13 protein-coding genes and 1 pseudogene are annotated in these 16,012 nt (G+C 57.3%); 5 read left to right on the top strand and 9 right to left on the bottom strand.

Annotated elements, in window-relative coordinates; all coding sequences use genetic code 11:
• Nucleotides 1-354 precede the first annotated feature (354 nt).
• Nucleotides 355-1,803: a pyruvate kinase gene (gene pyk / locus DIT72_RS10295; protein WP_135955144.1), complete on the bottom strand. Its 1,449-nt coding sequence runs from the start codon at nucleotides 1,801-1,803 to the stop codon at nucleotides 355-357.
• Between the two features lie 73 nt (nucleotides 1,804-1,876).
• Nucleotides 1,877-2,176: pseudogene (locus tag DIT72_RS10290) on the bottom strand (erythrose-4-phosphate dehydrogenase); the annotation flags it as partial.
• Nucleotides 2,177-2,344: 168 nt separating this feature from the next.
• Here DIT72_RS10290 and edd point away from each other — a divergent pair.
• Entirely contained in the window at nucleotides 2,345-4,165 is a 1,821-nt protein-coding gene (edd, locus tag DIT72_RS10285) for a phosphogluconate dehydratase (RefSeq protein WP_135955143.1), read from the top strand.
• Complete coding sequence (locus DIT72_RS10280; RefSeq protein ID WP_135955142.1) at nucleotides 4,162-5,127, top strand: glucokinase; 966 nt, start codon at nucleotides 4,162-4,164, stop codon at nucleotides 5,125-5,127. The genes edd and DIT72_RS10280 overlap by 4 nt, the downstream gene beginning before the upstream one ends.
• Nucleotides 5,128-5,173: 46 nt before the next feature.
• On the opposite strand, the gene DIT72_RS10275 is transcribed toward DIT72_RS10280, so the two are convergent.
• The 5 genes from DIT72_RS10275 to DIT72_RS10255 form a co-directional block, all read right to left on the bottom strand.
• Entirely contained in the window at nucleotides 5,174-5,908 is a 735-nt protein-coding gene (locus DIT72_RS10275; RefSeq protein ID WP_135955141.1) for a nitroreductase family protein, read from the bottom strand.
• A complete protein-coding gene (locus tag DIT72_RS18515; RefSeq protein WP_323053140.1) occupies nucleotides 5,905-6,381 on the bottom strand; it encodes a hypothetical protein in 477 nt (158 codons plus the stop codon). Before DIT72_RS18515 ends, DIT72_RS10275 begins: the two co-directional genes overlap by 4 nt.
• Nucleotides 6,382-6,635: 254 nt before the next feature.
• Entirely contained in the window at nucleotides 6,636-7,889 is a 1,254-nt protein-coding gene (locus DIT72_RS10265) for a substrate-binding protein (protein WP_135955140.1), read from the bottom strand.
• A 151-nt stretch (nucleotides 7,890-8,040) separates the two neighbouring features.
• On the bottom strand, nucleotides 8,041-9,423 hold the full coding sequence (locus tag DIT72_RS10260) for a sodium:solute symporter family transporter (protein ID WP_135955139.1): 1,383 nt from the start codon (nucleotides 9,421-9,423) through the stop codon (nucleotides 8,041-8,043).
• 98 nt (nucleotides 9,424-9,521) lie between these two features.
• Nucleotides 9,522-11,243 (bottom strand): diguanylate cyclase domain-containing protein, encoded by a 1,722-nt coding sequence (locus tag DIT72_RS10255; RefSeq protein WP_135955138.1) that lies wholly within the window; start codon nucleotides 11,241-11,243, stop codon nucleotides 9,522-9,524.
• A gap of 159 nt (nucleotides 11,244-11,402) precedes the next feature.
• Here DIT72_RS10255 and DIT72_RS10250 point away from each other — a divergent pair, with 159 nt between their 5' ends.
• Together DIT72_RS10250 and DIT72_RS10245 are read left to right on the top strand one after the other, a co-directional pair.
• Nucleotides 11,403-11,723 carry a TraR/DksA family transcriptional regulator gene (locus DIT72_RS10250; RefSeq protein WP_135955137.1) on the top strand — a complete coding sequence of 107 codons (321 nt, stop codon included), beginning with the start codon at nucleotides 11,403-11,405 and terminating at the stop codon, nucleotides 11,721-11,723.
• A 20-nt stretch (nucleotides 11,724-11,743) separates the two neighbouring features.
• Nucleotides 11,744-13,207 carry an SLC13 family permease gene (locus tag DIT72_RS10245; protein ID WP_135955136.1) on the top strand — a complete coding sequence of 488 codons (1,464 nt, stop codon included), beginning with the start codon at nucleotides 11,744-11,746 and terminating at the stop codon, nucleotides 13,205-13,207.
• A 17-nt stretch (nucleotides 13,208-13,224) separates the two neighbouring features.
• On the opposite strand, the gene DIT72_RS10240 is transcribed toward DIT72_RS10245, so the two are convergent.
• Both DIT72_RS10240 and DIT72_RS10235 read right to left on the bottom strand, forming a co-directional pair.
• On the bottom strand, nucleotides 13,225-14,256 hold the full coding sequence (locus DIT72_RS10240) for a polysaccharide deacetylase family protein (RefSeq protein ID WP_135955135.1): 1,032 nt from the start codon (nucleotides 14,254-14,256) through the stop codon (nucleotides 13,225-13,227).
• A 37-nt stretch (nucleotides 14,257-14,293) separates the two neighbouring features.
• On the bottom strand, nucleotides 14,294-14,941 hold the full coding sequence (locus DIT72_RS10235) for a DNA-J related domain-containing protein (protein ID WP_228260784.1): 648 nt from the start codon (nucleotides 14,939-14,941) through the stop codon (nucleotides 14,294-14,296).
• 149 nt (nucleotides 14,942-15,090) lie between these two features.
• Between DIT72_RS10235 and ttcA the strand changes: the two genes are divergently transcribed.
• Nucleotides 15,091-16,002, top strand: a complete 912-nt coding sequence (gene ttcA / locus DIT72_RS10230; protein WP_135955133.1) for a tRNA 2-thiocytidine(32) synthetase TtcA — start codon at nucleotides 15,091-15,093, stop codon at nucleotides 16,000-16,002.
• Nucleotides 16,003-16,012 lie beyond the last annotated feature (10 nt).

Genomic DNA, 16,012 nt, shown 5'->3' with positions numbered 1-16,012 from the left:
CGAAGGCCCAACAGGCCGTTAGGTCGATAAGGACGGCAGGCGCGGATCTTCCATCAAGGCCAGAGGCGACAAAGCCGCCTCGCTAAACAGGCCGGATATACGGGCGCAAACCTGTCCCTGACATCGAGCACTGAGACCTTGCAAACGGGGAGGAGACCATATACGGATTAGCGAAGCGTAATCCGACACTGTGTTTCGTATCGTTGCCATTTGTCGGATTACGCTTCGCTAATCCGACCTACGGTAAATGCAGTAAACGGGCGATATCGGAAAGGTTCAAACAGAAGCCCCGCCCCGCAGCCTCCAGCCACCAAACCAGCAGGCTACCGAAGGCGAAGCTCCCAACCTAACAGGTCAGCGAATATCCGCACCAACGCGAACAATCTTCATGGTGTTGGTGCCACCCTGGGCATTAACGTAATCACCCTTGGTAATCACTACCAGATCACCCTCCTTGACGACTCCCATCCTTACCAGCTCAGCCACCGCGCGGGCGTTTGTCTGCTCGGGCGCAATTGCCGCCGAATCAAATGGCACCGTCTGCACGCCACGGAACATCGTTACCCGATGCTGGGTGGAATGATGGCGAGAGAAAGTAAAGATCGGAAGGCTCGATTTGATGCGGGACATCAGCAGGGGAGTGGCGCCGGTTTCTGACATGCAGATGATCGACGTAACGCCCTGCAGGTGATTGGCCGCATACATTGCAGAGAGGGCAATGGCCTCGTCTACGTGCTCCATGCTTTCGTGAATCCGGTGCTTCGACTGGTGCATCGAAGGCTGCTTCTCGGCACCGATACAGATGCGCACCATCGCTTCCACCGCCTCTACGGGGTAGTCACCAACAGCAGTTTCTGCAGAAAGCATTACCGCATCGGTGTAGTCCATCACCGCATTGGCCACGTCGGACACCTCAGCCCGGGTGGGCATCGGGTTCTCGATCATGGATTCCATCATCTGGGTGGCGGTAATGACCACGGTATTGAGGGCTCGTGCGCGGTTGATGATGTGTTTCTGCACCCCCACCAGTTCGGCGTCGCCGATTTCCACAGCCAGATCGCCACGGGCGACCATGACTGCATCGGAAGCCTCAATCACGGCGTCGAGGGCGGCGTTGTCGTGGGCCAGTTCCGCGCGCTCGATTTTGGCAACCAGACGGGCTTCGGAGCCTGCTTCTTTCAGCAGGCGGCGGGCAACATGCATGTCTTCGGCGTTGCGTACAAAAGACACGGCCACATAATCGGCGCCCAGGCGGGCGGCGGTCTTGATATCCTGTTTGTCTTTTTCGGTCAGCGCTTCTGCTGACAGGCCACCACCGCGCTTGTTGAGGCCCTTGTTGTTGGACAGGGGGCCACCGATAAGGACGCGGGAGCAAATGCTGGTGTCGTCGACGGTCTCGACTTCCATCTCTATTCGGCCATCATCGAGTACCAGGATGTCCCCCGGCTTGACGTCTTCGATCAGCTGCTCATAGTCGATACCAACCCGTTCTTCATTGCCGGCTTCCTTGTCCATGGCCGCGTCCAGGACGAACTGCTGGCCGGCCTTGAGGGTTACCTTATTATCGGAGAAGCGGGCAATCCGCAGTTTCGGGCCCTGCAGATCCGCCAGCAGGGCCACGAAGCGGCCATTGCTGGCAGCGCTTTCCCGCACCCGGCGGGCGCGTTCCATGTGATCCTCCGCGCTGCCGTGGGAAAAATTCAGCCGCGTCACGTCTACACCGGCGGCAATGATGGCCGACAGTGATTCCGGCGAGTCGGTGGCGGGGCCGAGAGTGGCGACGATCTTGGTACGCCTTAGCATGATTCCAGTTTCCTTTTGTTTTTCAGTGAAGCTTTCCGGTGACTGCCGATGAATGTCTGGCAGGTCGCCAGTTTTACTGGCTCGCCTTTTTCATCAGTGCAACGGCATTATCGAGCATCCGGTTGCAGAAGCCCCATTCATTATCGTACCAGGCCATGACTTTTGCATGACGTCCCATGGCCCGTGTGGTTGGCGTCAAAAATACTGAACAGAGCATTATGGTTGAAATCCACAGTGACCAGTTTTTCGGCTTATAACCAAGTACCGGGCTGTTTTTCACAGCAGCGCCGGTTTTGCTAGCAACTATCGGCTGGGTGGCTGAGCGTGTACGGTAAAGGTCGGTGTGATAAACATCACTGAGCTTCTGGTCGTTGACACCGTAAACCGCCATGACGTCTGCGTTTTATATCTGCTGATGATGTAGTAAATATAACAATAAAAAATAAATAAATGAATCATTATCGGTGGAAAAACAGCAAAAAGAACGTAAACTTACGGCAATTGAAAAGTAGCTGAATAACGACATTTCAGGAGGCCCACTATGCACCCGACAGTAGAGGCGGTTACCCGGCGCATCATCGAGCGCAGCCGCAAAACACGTCAGGACTACCTTGGCCGGATGGAACAGCTCAAGGCGCAATCGCCTCAGCGCAGCTCGCTTTCCTGCGGCAATCTGGCGCACGGGTTTGCCGCCTGCAATCAGTCAGACAAAGATACCTTAAAGCTCATGAACAAGGCCAATGTGGCCATCGTCTCCGCCTACAACGACATGTTGTCCGCTCATCAGCCTTACAAGGACTTCCCGGATGTGATTCGTGAAGCGGCCCACACCATGGGATCCGTCGCACAGTTTGCCGGCGGCACGCCCGCCATGTGTGACGGCGTTACCCAGGGGCAGCCGGGTATGGAGCTCAGCCTGTTCTCCCGCGACACCATCGCCATGAGTACGTCGGTTGCCCTCAGTCACAACATGTTTGATGCGACCGTGCTGTTGGGCATCTGCGACAAGATCGTGCCCGGCCTGCTGATCGGTTCCCTCAGTTTTGGTTACCTGCCAACGGTGCTGGTACCTGCGGGGCCCATGCCTTCCGGGCTGCCCAACAAGGAAAAACAGCGTATCCGCCAATTGTATGCCGAAGGGAAGATCGGCAGGGAGGAGTTGCTTGAAGCGGAGTCGCAGTCTTATCACAGCCCGGGTACCTGTACCTTCTATGGCACAGCCAACAGCAACCAGCTTCTGGTGGAAGTGATGGGACTGCACCTGCCCGGTGCCGCCTTCGTGAACCCGGGTACGCCGTTACGGGACGAACTGACACGGGCGGCCACGGAGCAGGTGATCCGTCTGTCCAAACCCCATGGCGGCAAACTTGGCCTGGGGGACATGGTGGATGAAAAGAGCATCGTCAACGCCCTGGTTGCACTGCTGGTCACCGGTGGCTCAACCAATCACACCATTCACTGGATCGCCATTGCGCGGGCGGCTGGCATTATCATCGACTGGAATGACTACTCCGAACTGTCGTCGGTGGTGCCCTCGATGACCCGCATCTACCCTAACGGCCAGGAAGATATAAACGCCTTCCACGAAGCTGGCGGCACGCCGTTCCTGATCCGGGAGCTGCTGGATGCCGGTTTCCTTCACAATGATGTGGAAACGGTGGTGGGCCACGGACTGGAACAGTACGCCCGTATGCCCGAGATCGAAGGTGACCGGCTGGTCTGGAAACCCGCCCCCGCGACAAGCGCCAGACCGGATGTGCTGAGCACGGCAAAAGAACCTTTTGCAGCTGACGGTGGTCTCCGCGTTCTGGAGGGTAATCTTGGCCGGGGTGTTATCAAGGTGTCGGCGGTTGCGGAGGAGCACCGTACCGTCAAGGCGCCGGCGGTGGTCTTTAATGACCAGAACGAACTCAAAGCGGCGTTCGAGGCCGGTGACCTGGATAAAGACTGTATTGTTGTTGTCCGTTTCCAGGGGCCGAAAGCCAATGGTATGCCGGAATTGCACAAACTGACTCCCTTTCTTGGCGTGCTGCAGGATCGCGGTTTCAGGGTTGGACTGGTAACGGACGGACGTATGTCGGGGGCCTCGGGCAAGGTGCCCGCAGCCATTCATGTCTACCCCGAAGCGGCCAATGGTGGTCCTCTTTCACGGATACACCCTGGCGATGTCATTACCCTGGATGCAGTCACCGGTAAACTGGAAGCTGATGTGCCACAAGAGGAATTTGCTGCGAGGGAGTCGGAAAAGGCTGACCTGAGCAGTTATCATCATGGTCTGGGCCGGGAGTTATTTGGCTGGATGCGTAAAGCGGCCAGTACCCCGGAAGAAGGGGCCAGTTTTTTCTGGAATCATGACGCATGACGACAACCAACTATTCACTGGTAGGGGATATCGGCGGCACCAACGCCAGGTTTGCCCTGGTACGTTCCGGTGATGTAACGCCCGAAGCCATTGAGGTTCTGGCGTGCAGCAGCTACGACAATCTCGATTCCGCCATTACCGATTACCTGCAGCGGTCCGGAGTAGAGGAGGTGAAGGAGGCGTGCCTGGCAGTGGCTTCTCCGGTGTCGGGCACCCGGGTGAGGATGACCAACAATCACTGGCGTTTTGACAGTGAAGAGGTGCGCCGCCAGTTTGGCTGGAGTGCCTTCAAGGTCATCAACGATTTTACGGCCATGGCGCTGGGGATTCTCCATGTGGCCCCTGAGAATCTGATTCATGTTTGTGGGGGCCCGGGGGATGTCCGCCGTCCACGGCTGGTGATCGGGCCGGGGACAGGGCTCGGAGTTTCCGGCCTGGTTCCACTGCAGAAGGGATGGGTTCCCTTGACGACCGAGGGGGGGCATGTGGATTTTGCGCCCACGGACGATACCGGGATGGCGGTACTGAAGATTCTGAAAGCCCGGTTCGGTCGCGTGTCGGTAGAGCGAATTCTCTGTGGCCAGGGGTTGCTGAATCTGTACCGGGCACATGCCGAAATACAGGATGTGACGGCCTCTCTGGATGCACCGGAGAAAATAACTGCCGCAGCGCTGGATAATTCCGACGCGCTTGCGCGACAGACCCTCGGGCATTTCTGTGAGATTCTCGGACGTGTCGCCGGCAATGGCGTGCTGACTCTGGGCGGGACCGGCGGTGTCTATCTGTGTGGCGGTATTCTCCCTCAATTTATCGACTTTTTCCTGGAGAGTCCGTTTCAGAAGGGCTTCGAGGACAAGGGCCGAATGCGACCGCTGCTGGAGGCAACACCGGTTTATCTTGTCACTGAAGGCTACACCGGCCTTTTCGGCGCAGCGGAAGCGCTGACCAATATGGAAGTGTAGGGTGCAGACGCTGTTGCGACTCTTTCCGGGGCGTCGACAGCACAGTTCACAGGTAATGGACCAGTTCATCCCTGTCAAAGCGGTACTGGCGGTTGTAGACGCCGTTTTCGGAGCGCTTCCCGGCCGCCAGTATCATGGTTACCAGGCCTTTTTTGGGCAGCTTCAGCAGGCGTCGAACCCGGCATTCATCAAAGCCTTCCATGGGGCAGGAATCGTAGCCGTGCGCCCTCAGTGCCAGCATCAGATTTTCCGCAGCCAGAGCAGTGGACTTGGTGGCCCAGATTTTCATCTCGTTCGGCGAATAGGGTCCCCGGGGAACCGGTCTTGTCAGGCCCACCAACAGCCCCGCTGCTTTCTTGGTCGCGCCAAATAACCCCAAAGGCCCCTGGCTGTAATGGACAGGTGCGATTTTCGAATAATACTTCTCAACAATTCCCGGCAGTTTTTCCTCCGGCCATTGCTCCAGTGCCATACGCGAATGCCGGCGCCAGGTGTCCGTTCTGGCAACGACTGCAATCAGTACCGGCGCGGTTTTCGCCGCGTTCTGGCCAAGGCAGGCCTCGGCAAGCTTTGCTCTCAGGTCCGGCGTTCTGACCACAAAAAATTCCCAGGGCTGCAGGTTGCTGGAATTGGGGGCCAGCATGGCCAGCTCCAGGCAGTCGTCCAGTACCGGTTCCGGCACTGCCTCATCAGTAAACCGGCGCACCGAGCGGCGGCTGCGCACTACTTTGCGGAATTCCTCCAGAGTTGCATTCGGCGCAATGTCTGACGTGAGGTTCATGACGGGCAGTTCCTGTTGTCGGTGTTGAGAATTCTGCCGGGTTCGCAACCTCCTGAGGCAGCAAGGGAGCCAGACCCTTGCCGCGAACATGTGGCTGCCAGAGTCGACAGGCACCTGTCCGGCTCCCGGAGATCATCTTCGGTGGCATAGAGGCCCTGTTTGGTCCAGGGTCCCGCAGCATGGGGGAAGAACTGGCAGAGTGTGTCGGTGGCCACTTCTGCCAGCTTTCGATAAGTCGTGATCTTGCCGCCAAATACTGGAATAACCGGTGCTTTGCTCTCTGTCCTGTCGGCTTCGAAGGAGTAATCGCGGGATGCCTTCTTGGCGTCGTGTTGCTTGTCATCCATCAGCGGACGAACGCCGGAGTAAGACCAGACTGCATCGCTCTCAGTGAGTTGATGCTTGAAGTACGGGTTAACAATATTCAACAGGTACTCAAATCCTATGGCAATGTCGGGCTTGAGTGGATCCATTGCGATCCCCTTCCGTTAATGCCGCCACCGACAACCACAACGTCAAACTGATTGTTCTCCCTGGTCATTCTTTGTCATCTCCTGCCGCCAGTGCAAGAACGCTGCCGGCTGTTTCTTCCGATTTCCGCAAAACATCAAACTTGATTATGCAAGAGTATATCGGTCAGGATCAGACCAGGTGCAACTCCTGCATTATTCTCATGCAGGAGTTGCGGCAGCCGCGGTAAATAGCGACTGCGTTTTCCGACAGCAACTTACTGGAGGCTGAGCGGCTGACCTGCCTCCCTGCGACGGGCCTCCCATTCCTCCCGCGTCTGAGCGGCCTCGTCTCCGGGCATGGAATCGATGATCTCAAAGTAATCACTGGAGTATTCATCGGCCATGATTTCGTTCCGGGGTTTTACCCTTACCACGTAGACAGTCTGCACATTCTGGTGGTCAAACTCCCGCCAGTACTGCTCGTCTTTCAGGAAACTGTACCTGTGGCCCTCCAGTGCCCGGATCACCCGGCCGGTATTGGTGGTGCCTGCACGTTCAACAGCGTCCTTGTATTGATAGACAATGCTGTAGGCGGACGCCGCCGCGGTAGACGGTCGCATTTCGTAGCGGCTGGAGAAAGCTTCAACGAATTCCTTACCCCTTGGATAGTCATACTGATACGGCGCACTCCATACCCAGGGAGCTCCGCCGATAATCCCTTCCATAATCGTCGGGCCCACCTGGCGAGCCATGCCGAGTGTGAGATTGGGAATGACTACCTGCATTTTTTTGGTCAGGCCCATTTCATAAGCTACATTCAGCGCCCGTACCATGTCATCCCCGAACAGCACCATCATCAGTACCTTGGCACCGCTTTTTTCCGCCTCCTCCAGGGCCTTGCGGAAATCCGTAATCAGGGCGCGGGGGAAGGGTGTCTTTACCCCCTGGTGTGCATCGGTGTCATCGGTATTGGTGAACTTCCTCACCGACTCTTCCACTGACCAGCCCCAGGTATAGTCTGCGGTGATATAGAAGTATTCGTCATCGGCGTGCTGGCTATTGAGGTACTGGCTCAGTGCCTTGGCCGCCATCCAGGCATTATAGGGTTCCCGGAACATGTGATCGTGGCCGGCGGCGCCGGTGGTGGCATTGGAGTAGGTCAGGGTTCCGAAGTAGATCCTGTCTCTTTCCCTGGCAGCTCTACCGGATGATATTGCAACAGCGCTGGAAACGCCGCCGAAAACCATCTGGGCACCCTCTTGATCGATCAGTTCGGCGGTGTTTTTTGCGCCCTTGTCTGGCTCACCCGAGGTGTTTCGTATCACCAGCTTCACGTCGCGGCCCATGATGCCGCCGGCCCTGTTGATTTCATCAACAGCCAGAAACGCTCCCAGCCGTTGCTGCAGGCCCTGGTCCTTGTAGCGTCCGGTTTGTGGATAGTTCAGTCCTATTTTCAGGGATTCTGCCGCTACAGTAGTGGTTACCAGCAGAGTCAGTATGAGGGAAACAAAAAGCTTCTTGCAGAGCATCGGCGAAGGTCTCCATGGTCGCGCCGGGCCGGAAATACGGGCCCCCGGATGTTGTTTTTATAAAGCAGCAGTGTCGCGGCAGTCTGTCGACGCAACAATCGTACTAAGGTGGAAGGTTGTGTAACGTTTTGTCAGCGATGTCATCACTCTGTTAATGCCGGACGCGCGGTGACCGGGCCCTGGCAGCCAAAGCCAGCACCAGGCTGACAGCGGTAGAGGCAATGAGAGCGCCTACAAAGGGCAGCAATGTGGGGATGCCTCCCGGAAAACTCGCGATCTCCAATCCTGCCATCAGGCTGCCACCAGTAATCCATCCCGGAATAATTGCTCCGGCCAGGCCAGCAAGGCCCCCCGATACTGCCGCTGTCGTAGTCATTTTTTGCCATAGCCCCATCAATACCGGGACCACCGCAGTGGCGCAGAGAAGGTCGGCAATCAGAAACAGTCTCAGCACGGAAATACCCTGCAGCGACACAATGACCACGGGAATCATCAGGATGACGGTAATCCATCTGGCAGAGGTAATGGAGAGCCCCTGTTTCTCGGTTACGGCCAGGGATGCAAGCGCATTTTGCAGGGTGTCCACTGATGAGGCCACCAGTGTCAATGCCAGTACCAGAGCGGGAATGGTCAGCCAGGCGGGCGCGCCTGAGAGCAGCGCGAAGAAAGGAATCGGTGGCGCTCCCAGATCCGCTCCACTCATCGCGGCGGCAATGCCCAGGGCGCCCACCACCGCAACCACGACGATGGTAATCACTCCCCCGAACAGGGCGCCCTGGCGCAAGGCGGAGGTGTCGCGAGCGGACCATAGCCGCTGCCAGTAACCCTGATGAAACAGGTTGGCAGCCGTCACCGCGATAACCAGTGTCAGGGCAACGCCCAGCGCGCTACCGACCGGCGCCGATGGCGCGCTGGCTGCATCCAGTTCGGGCAACCGCTCCATGGCCACAAACCCTACAATCGCCAGCAAGCCGATTAGCAGAAAGGCCTGCCATTGGTCAGTAACAATACTGGCACGCAGACCACCCCAGGCCGTGTAAATCAGCGTGGCAATGGCCACGCCCAACACCGCAACATTGCCGTTGACTCCGGAAAGCATCGAGGTGATGGCACCGATGGCGGTCAGTTCCGCTGTCACGAAACACAACATGTAAAGCACAGAGATCAGAGACACGTAGCGGCGAACTGCGTTGCCGTAGCATGCCTGGGCAAACTCACCGATACTGCGGCCCCGGGGCAGGTAGCGGCGTATGGCCGGGCCGCAGAAAGCAAAAACGATAAAGGGAAGGGCTGCTCCCAGTGCATAACCGGCCAGGGCCACGGGGCCCACCAGGGCGCCAACTTCCGGGGGAGCAAACAATATCCAGCCACCCATGCCCGAGGCCAGAAAAGATAACCCCAGAGCCCGCGCGCCCTGACTGTTGCGGGCAGTCACATAGTCGTCCAGACCACCATCAGCAAGGCGGGCACGCAGCCCCAGCCAGGTAAAAAGAATCAGGGCAGCTGCCAGGGCAGCTATGGTGGTGTAAAGCATGGTGATACTCCCTGCCAGTCGTAGAGGCCGTAGAGGCCGGAATCTTGACACATTACGGACAGCGCTGCGATAACCGGCCTTCAGCGTCAGTGGGTACTTCAGACGGTTGCGGTGGTCTCGGGGTGGAAGAAGCAATAAAGATTGCGGCCATCCCGCTTGGCGCGATACATGGCAATGTCGGCAGCCTGTATCAGCTCATTGGCATTGGCGCCATCATCCGGATAAAGACCCACTCCGATGCTGGAACCGATGGTCACCTGTTTGCCACCAAGAAGGTAGGGCTGACTCGCGATCCCCAGGAGACGGCGGGCGACACAATGCACGTCGTCGACGTGATCCATCTCTGGCAATAGTACAATGAATTCATCGCCACCCAGCCTTGCAAGAGTATCGTCTTCCCGCAGGCAGTCCTGAACCCGGTGGGTGAACTGCAAAAGAAGTTCGTCACCAATGGCATGGCCCAGGGTATCGTTGACCTGCTTGAAATGGTCAAGGTCGATGAACATGACGGCCAGGAGCATTTCTTTGCGGTGGGCGTGACGGATGGCGTGTTCCAGCCGGTCTTCAAGCAGGCGCCGGTTAGGGACACCAGTGAGGGCATCGTAGTAGGCCAGCTGGCGGATCTGTTCTTCGTTCCTGCGGTTCTGGGTAATGTCTGTGAACAGCCCGGCGTAATGGGTGGTTTCGCCCTCGTCGTTGGTAATCGCCGTAATGGTGAGCAATTCCAGATACAGTTCACCGGTTTTGCGGCGGTTCCAGATTTCGCCGCGCCAGTAGCCATGAGTGGTGAGAGAGTGCCACATCCGTTGGTAGAAGTCCGCGTCGTGGCGGCCGGATGATAGCATTTCCGGGGTCTTTCCAATCACTTCTTCAGCGCAATAGCCGGTGAGCCGGGTAAAGGCGGGATTGACGAACTCAATGGTGACCTTGGCGTCGGTCACCATGATGCCTTCAAAAGAAGACTCAATAACCCGTTCCGCCAGCTGCAAGGTCCTGCGCGACCTTGCCAGTGCCTGATCCCGCTGCTCCAGGGCGGTACGCAGGTCTTCAAGGTACATCTGTTCTGCCCCGGATAACATGTCGTGATAGCCAACCAGCCCGGTGACCTCTCCATTGTTGTTGGTGACAGCCAGATGTCTGATGTGCTTCTCGAGGAGCAGATCCCTGGCGTGGATCAACGGCGCGGTTTCGCGCACGGAAAGCAGGGGGCGTGTGGCAAGCTGTGAGGCCGGACTATTGCCGACATCATGGGCAATAAAACGGATAATATCGCGCTCGGTGAGTATCCCCAGTTCGGTACCGCACTTCACCACAACGGCATCGGTATGTTGACTGTGCATCCGGCGGGCAACCTCCGATACCGGCAGTGCGCCATCGACTACAACGGCGGCGCGCGGAATTACCGCTTTGACTTCCCTCAGCCGCAGATAAGGTTCCAGCCCCTGGTTCAGGGCCATGTCGGTCTGGGACAGAATGCCAACCGGAGAGTCGTGGTCGTCCACAACCAGAAAATGCCGCAGGCCCTGTTCACGAAACTCGATGGCCGCTGCTCCGATATCCATGGAATGTGGTAGTGTGGCAACCGGCGCACTCATCACTGACGACACAGGTTGTTGCAGAACAGCAGAATCCGAAAAGTCCACCGCCAACGCGTCGTGTTCCGTCCAGATGCCGGCAACCTGGCCATCGTCGACGATGAGAATGGAGCTTACCGAGTGATCCGCCATGCGCGCTGCGGCCCGGGCAATAGTGGTGTCGGGTGCACACTGAAGCAGCATGCCGCTGTGCATGATGCGGGAAATGGGTAGCTGCTGCCCCATTGTTTCTCCTTGGTATTCTTGTTTTTGAAAAGTGGACCGGTGTTTATTGTGGACCGGATCGGATCGGGTAATTTTGACAAGCATCAAATGCCTGTCACGCTTATGCTTTATGGTAAGCGGTATTTATCCCGGGGCAGAACCCCGACACAGGAGGTCCCTATGAGTAATCGCAAGTCGGAACTTGAGAACCTGCGCGCTGACCTGAAAGCGCGGCTGGCAAAGTACGAGGCCCATCAGCACCGCCAGGATGGTGCTCTGGAGAAGGACTTTGAAGAGCAGGCCGTACAGACCCAGAATGATGAGGTAGTGGATTCCCTGGAAACTGAAGTCCGTAGTGAACTGGCGCAGATTGAGCATGCCCTGGAACGGCTGGCTAATGGTCTGGGAGACGAATGCGAGAGCTGTGGGGAGGAGATAGACCCGCGGAGGTTGCAGGTGCTGCCTTATACCACGGTCTGTGTAATATGTGCCGAAGACTGATCCGGTAAAAAGGAAACAGCATGTCTGAAGCTGCCACTTCCGACAATAAGCCCGAGGGGCTGCCAAAGAGCCGGGTGATCGGATTGATTCTCGGCCCTCTCTTTCTGCTTATGACCCTGGTTATACCAGCCCCGGAAGGGATGGGGGCAGAGGCCTGGGCAGCACTCGGGCTGATGCTGCTGATGGCCACCTGGTGGTCCACCGAGGCGATCCCCATTCCGGCAACGGCACTGGTTCCGATTGTACTGATACCAGCGCTAGGACTGGGTGGCATCAAGGATGCGACAACACCTTACGCCAATCCCATCATCTTCCTGTTTCTTGGCGGCTTCACGCTGGGATTGGCGATGCAACGGTGGAATCTGCACCGGCGTATTGCGCTGTTAACTCTCAGAGGCGTGGGTGATAAACCTCGCCGCCAGATTGCCGGGTTCATGATCGCCACGGCGTTTTTGAGTATGTGGGTCAGCAATACCGCTACATCGATCATGATGCTGCCGATCGGCCTGTCGGTTATTGCGATGATGGATTCCCCCAACAAGGAAGGTGTTCGCCGTTATGCCACGGCGCTGCTCCTGGCCATTGCCTATTCTGCCAGTGTTGGTGGTATTGCCACGCTGATCGGCACCCCTCCCAATGCTTTGCTCGCCGCCTATTTGAGTGAAAACCAGGGTATATCGGTCGGTTTTGCCCAGTGGATGCTGCTGGGGGTGCCGGTGTCGCTGTTGATGCTGGCACTGACCTGGTGGTGGCTGACCCGCACGGATTTCGGGCTGGGTAACCAGGCAGGCAGTGGCGAGATGATAAACGACGAACTGAAGGCTCTTGGCCCTTTGCAGAAAGGCGAAAAGCTGGTCGCCCTGGTTTTTGTGGTAACCGCGTCGGCGTGGATCTTCCGGCCGCTGCTGTCTGATGGTCTGATGCCGTGGTTAAGCGACACCGGCATTGCCATTGCCGCTGCCATCGCCATGTTCCTGATTCCGGTAAACCTGAAAGAGCGGGTGTTCGTGCTGGATTGGGAGACGGCTCAGGGGATTCCCTGGGGGGTACTGTTGTTATTTGGTGGTGGCCTCGCCATGGCGGGCGTCATCAGTAGCTCCGGTCTGGCGGAATGGATTGCCGAGAGTCTGTCGGTGGCGGGACATTTGCCGACACTGGTGATGATTGCCCTGGTAGTGGGTGTCATTATTTTCCTCACCGAGGTCACCAGCAATACCGCGACAGCGGCGGCCTTCCTGCCATTGCTCGGGGCGCTGGCCATGTCCCAGGAGATGTCGGTGCTGCTACTGACAGTGCCCGCCGCCATTGCCGCCAGCTGCGCCTTCATGATGCCTGTGGCGACACCGCCCAACGCCATTGTTTTCTCCAGCGGCCATATGAGAATCCAGGATATGATCAGGGCAGGGTTTGCGCTGAATGTCCTGGGTATTGTTGTGGTGACAGCTTTCAGTTATCTGCTGCTTGGGCTTGTGTTCACGATCTGACCCGGGGGCTCGCGCCACTAGTCCTCAGGCCTGCTCAGATCGAGCCACTGCTGGGACAGCCAGTAAAAACTGCCATCCGGGGCGGGATGGGTGCAGTTGTAGCGGAAACGACGGCTACTGAAGCTGTCGGGGGCTCTGACACTGACTTCGTCTCCGGAAACCTTGAGATCCACCCGGCCCTGTCCTGATGCGAAGCAGGTCAGTCGGTCTGGACTGATGGCGTCAGGGACGGTGAATGACAGTGTCGGCGGATTTTCGCTGATAACGCCATCAGGCAAGGTGCTGGCATCTACCGGTAAGGCCTTGCTGCGCAGTTTGTGCTCCAGGCTGTTGAGTTGGCCGTAGGCATTAGCCATGGGAAAGCGGGGCAGGCGTGTGGCGTCGGAATTGGCGCCAATGGCGCCTGATTGCTGACCGTACCCCAGCCAGCCACGCTCCTCGATTTTTTGCTCCAGCGCCTCGTCAAACTCTCCGTAGGGATAGGCAAACATCGGTACGTCGATACCAAGCCTGTCTACCAGGATTTCCTGGGCGGTATCAAGGCTGCTTTCCACACGTTGTGCCCATTCGCTCCGGCTTTCATCGGGACGCTTCGCCATGTGACCGTGGTCTTCGCTGTGATTGGCAATAGTGACGCCGGTTCTGTCACGTACCTCTTCGAGTTGATCCCAGGTCATGTAGCCATGGCTGCCGATGGCATCGGTGTTCACGAATATTGTATAGGGATAACCCCGTTTTTCGAGTTCCGGTATGGCAGTGGAATAGACGGATTCGTAGGCGTCGTCAAAGGTGATGGCCACCTGCTCGCGACTATCCAGTTTGCCAGCCAGTGCGTCCCGGGTTGCTGATTCCAGGGGTACCACGTCAATTCCGAGTTCGTCGATCATCTCCAGTTGCCCTTCAAAAAGGGACACCGATGTGCTGGTGGACGGGGGCGTGGAATCACTGACATGGTGATACTGGAGCACAACGAGATCAGCCTGCGCACTCAGGGCGAAGCCGGCCAGCGATGCCATCAGAAAGGATAGGGTCGTGATTCGTTTTGCCATTGTGTCTGTTCCTCTGTGATCTGGACGATCGGCTCTTTCAGGTTCTGAAATGGGCCTTCAACATTGCGAACGCCTGGTTCAGGTGTTGAATGGTCTCGGTTTCGCCACCCCGGTCAGGGTGAGCACGCATCACCACCCTGCGGAAACGTTGTTTCACCTCATCAAATCCCGCCGGAACGCCGTCGAAGCCCAGGGTGGCTGCTGCTTCCCGGATTTCCCCAGGTTCCGGCCGTAAACCGCTGCGCCCTGCCCAGAAGTCTTCCATCATCCGGTTGATGGACTCTTCAGGCATCCTGTATCCGGACAGATCCAGATAGAAGTGTCTCAGCTCGTCCCGCTGGTCTGGCAATCCCGTACCAGCCACGACACGGCTCCGGTGGAGGCGGATAACCAGCGGTGAGATAGTGAGCGTTTCGCCGCCACTGGCAAGCTGGTCGCGGAGGCGATAAAGCACGTGGAACAGCAGAAAATGAACCGGGTAGAGTTTATCCGGTTCCGCAAAGTTTACTGTGCCGAGCAACTCCCAGGGCGCTTTCTGCAGGGTCTTGATAAGCCCGAGCTCGTTAATGCCGGCCGGGTTCTGCCGGAGAATGTGCTCGGTGGCAACCAACAGGTGATGAATCTGGACATTCAGCCTGTCGTCCTCTGCGCCGGAATCGGGGGTTTGAGTGGCAGTTTTAGCCATATCAGGTTGATTCATCCCGTTATGGTAGGTGACGGGGCGCCGTTACGGAAGAGGGGCCTGCAGTTGCTGCCTCCTGTGTGTATCCTGTCCCTGGAGCATTTGCACGCGTATAATCCGATCCTCACTGACCCAATGAACGACGTCCATCTATGTCCGAAGCAATAACTGCCAACCCTGAACCTGTCCTGACTTCCGAAGCCGAACGCAGGCAGAAACTGGAATTCAACAAGCTGCAGAAGCGTCTGCGCCGGGAGATGGGGCAGGCGATTGCCGATTTCTCGATGATTGAAGCCGGCGATAAAGTCATGTGCTGCCTGTCTGGCGGCAAGGACTCTTACGCCATGCTCGATATTCTGATGAACCTTCAGAAAAGTGCGCCAGTGCACTTTGAACTGATTGCCGTGAACCTGGACCAGAAACAGCCGGGATTCCCGGAAGAGGTGCTGCCCGAATATCTGGCAGCCCTTGGTATCGAATATCACATCATCGAGAAGGACACCTACAGTATCGTCAAGGACAAAGTGCCGGAAGGGAAAACCACCTGCGGGCTCTGTTCCCGTCTACGTCGCGGAATTCTCTATAATTTTGCCGAAGAACACGGGGTGACGAAAATCGCCCTGGGTCATCACCGGGATGATCTTCTGGAAACACTTTTCCTGAATATGTTTTATGGAGGCAAGCTGAAATCCATGCCTCCGGTTCTGCACAGCGACGATGGCCGGAATACGGTAATACGCCCGCTGGCCTTTAGCCGTGAAAAGGACATTGCCCGCTACGCGCGCCTGCGGGAATTTCCGATCATTCCCTGTAATCTGTGTGGCTCGCAGGAAAACCTCCAGCGTCAGGTGATCAAGGACATGTTCCAGGCCTGGGACAAGCAGCACCCCGGCCGGCTGGAAACCATGTTCCGTGCCATGTGCAATGTGGAGCCCTCCCACCTTGCCGACACGGCTCTTTATGATTTCCGTGACGGTTCACGGCGCCCGGATGGCGGGCAGTCCGTTGGAACGGTTGAACCGGAAAGGACGGATTTCGGACGGCTGGACGTGCTCAATATCTGACACCGTCTGC

The organism is Marinobacter orientalis (assembly GCF_004792665.1).
Classification (GTDB): domain Bacteria; phylum Pseudomonadota; class Gammaproteobacteria; order Pseudomonadales; family Oleiphilaceae; genus Marinobacter; species Marinobacter orientalis.
Note: the sequence above shows the minus strand (reverse complement) of the source record. Positions and strands in the feature narration are given on the sequence as shown.

What these genes read in the sequence shown, in the direction of transcription:
- DIT72_RS10275 (WP_135955141.1), bottom strand. Translation starts at nt 5,908, where the DNA reads ATGAACCTCACGTCAGACATTGCGCCGAATGCAACTCTGGAGGAATTC.
- DIT72_RS10280 (WP_135955142.1), top strand. Translation starts at nt 4,162, where the DNA reads ATGACGACAACCAACTATTCACTGGTAGGGGATATCGGCGGCACCAAC.
- DIT72_RS10260 (WP_135955139.1), bottom strand. Translation starts at nt 9,423, where the DNA reads ATGCTTTACACCACCATAGCTGCCCTGGCAGCTGCCCTGATTCTTTTT.
- ttcA (WP_135955133.1), top strand. Translation starts at nt 15,091, where the DNA reads ATGTCCGAAGCAATAACTGCCAACCCTGAACCTGTCCTGACTTCCGAA.
- edd (WP_135955143.1), top strand. Translation starts at nt 2,345, where the DNA reads ATGCACCCGACAGTAGAGGCGGTTACCCGGCGCATCATCGAGCGCAGC.
- DIT72_RS10235 (WP_228260784.1), bottom strand. Translation starts at nt 14,941, where the DNA reads ATGGCTAAAACTGCCACTCAAACCCCCGATTCCGGCGCAGAGGACGAC.
- DIT72_RS10265 (WP_135955140.1), bottom strand. Translation starts at nt 7,889, where the DNA reads ATGCTCTGCAAGAAGCTTTTTGTTTCCCTCATACTGACTCTGCTGGTA.
- DIT72_RS10250 (WP_135955137.1), top strand. Translation starts at nt 11,403, where the DNA reads ATGAGTAATCGCAAGTCGGAACTTGAGAACCTGCGCGCTGACCTGAAA.
- DIT72_RS10245 (WP_135955136.1), top strand. Translation starts at nt 11,744, where the DNA reads ATGTCTGAAGCTGCCACTTCCGACAATAAGCCCGAGGGGCTGCCAAAG.
- DIT72_RS10240 (WP_135955135.1), bottom strand. Translation starts at nt 14,256, where the DNA reads ATGGCAAAACGAATCACGACCCTATCCTTTCTGATGGCATCGCTGGCC.
- DIT72_RS18515 (WP_323053140.1), bottom strand. Translation starts at nt 6,381, where the DNA reads ATGGATCCACTCAAGCCCGACATTGCCATAGGATTTGAGTACCTGTTG.
- pyk (WP_135955144.1), bottom strand. Translation starts at nt 1,803, where the DNA reads ATGCTAAGGCGTACCAAGATCGTCGCCACTCTCGGCCCCGCCACCGAC.
- DIT72_RS10255 (WP_135955138.1), bottom strand. Translation starts at nt 11,243, where the DNA reads ATGGGGCAGCAGCTACCCATTTCCCGCATCATGCACAGCGGCATGCTG.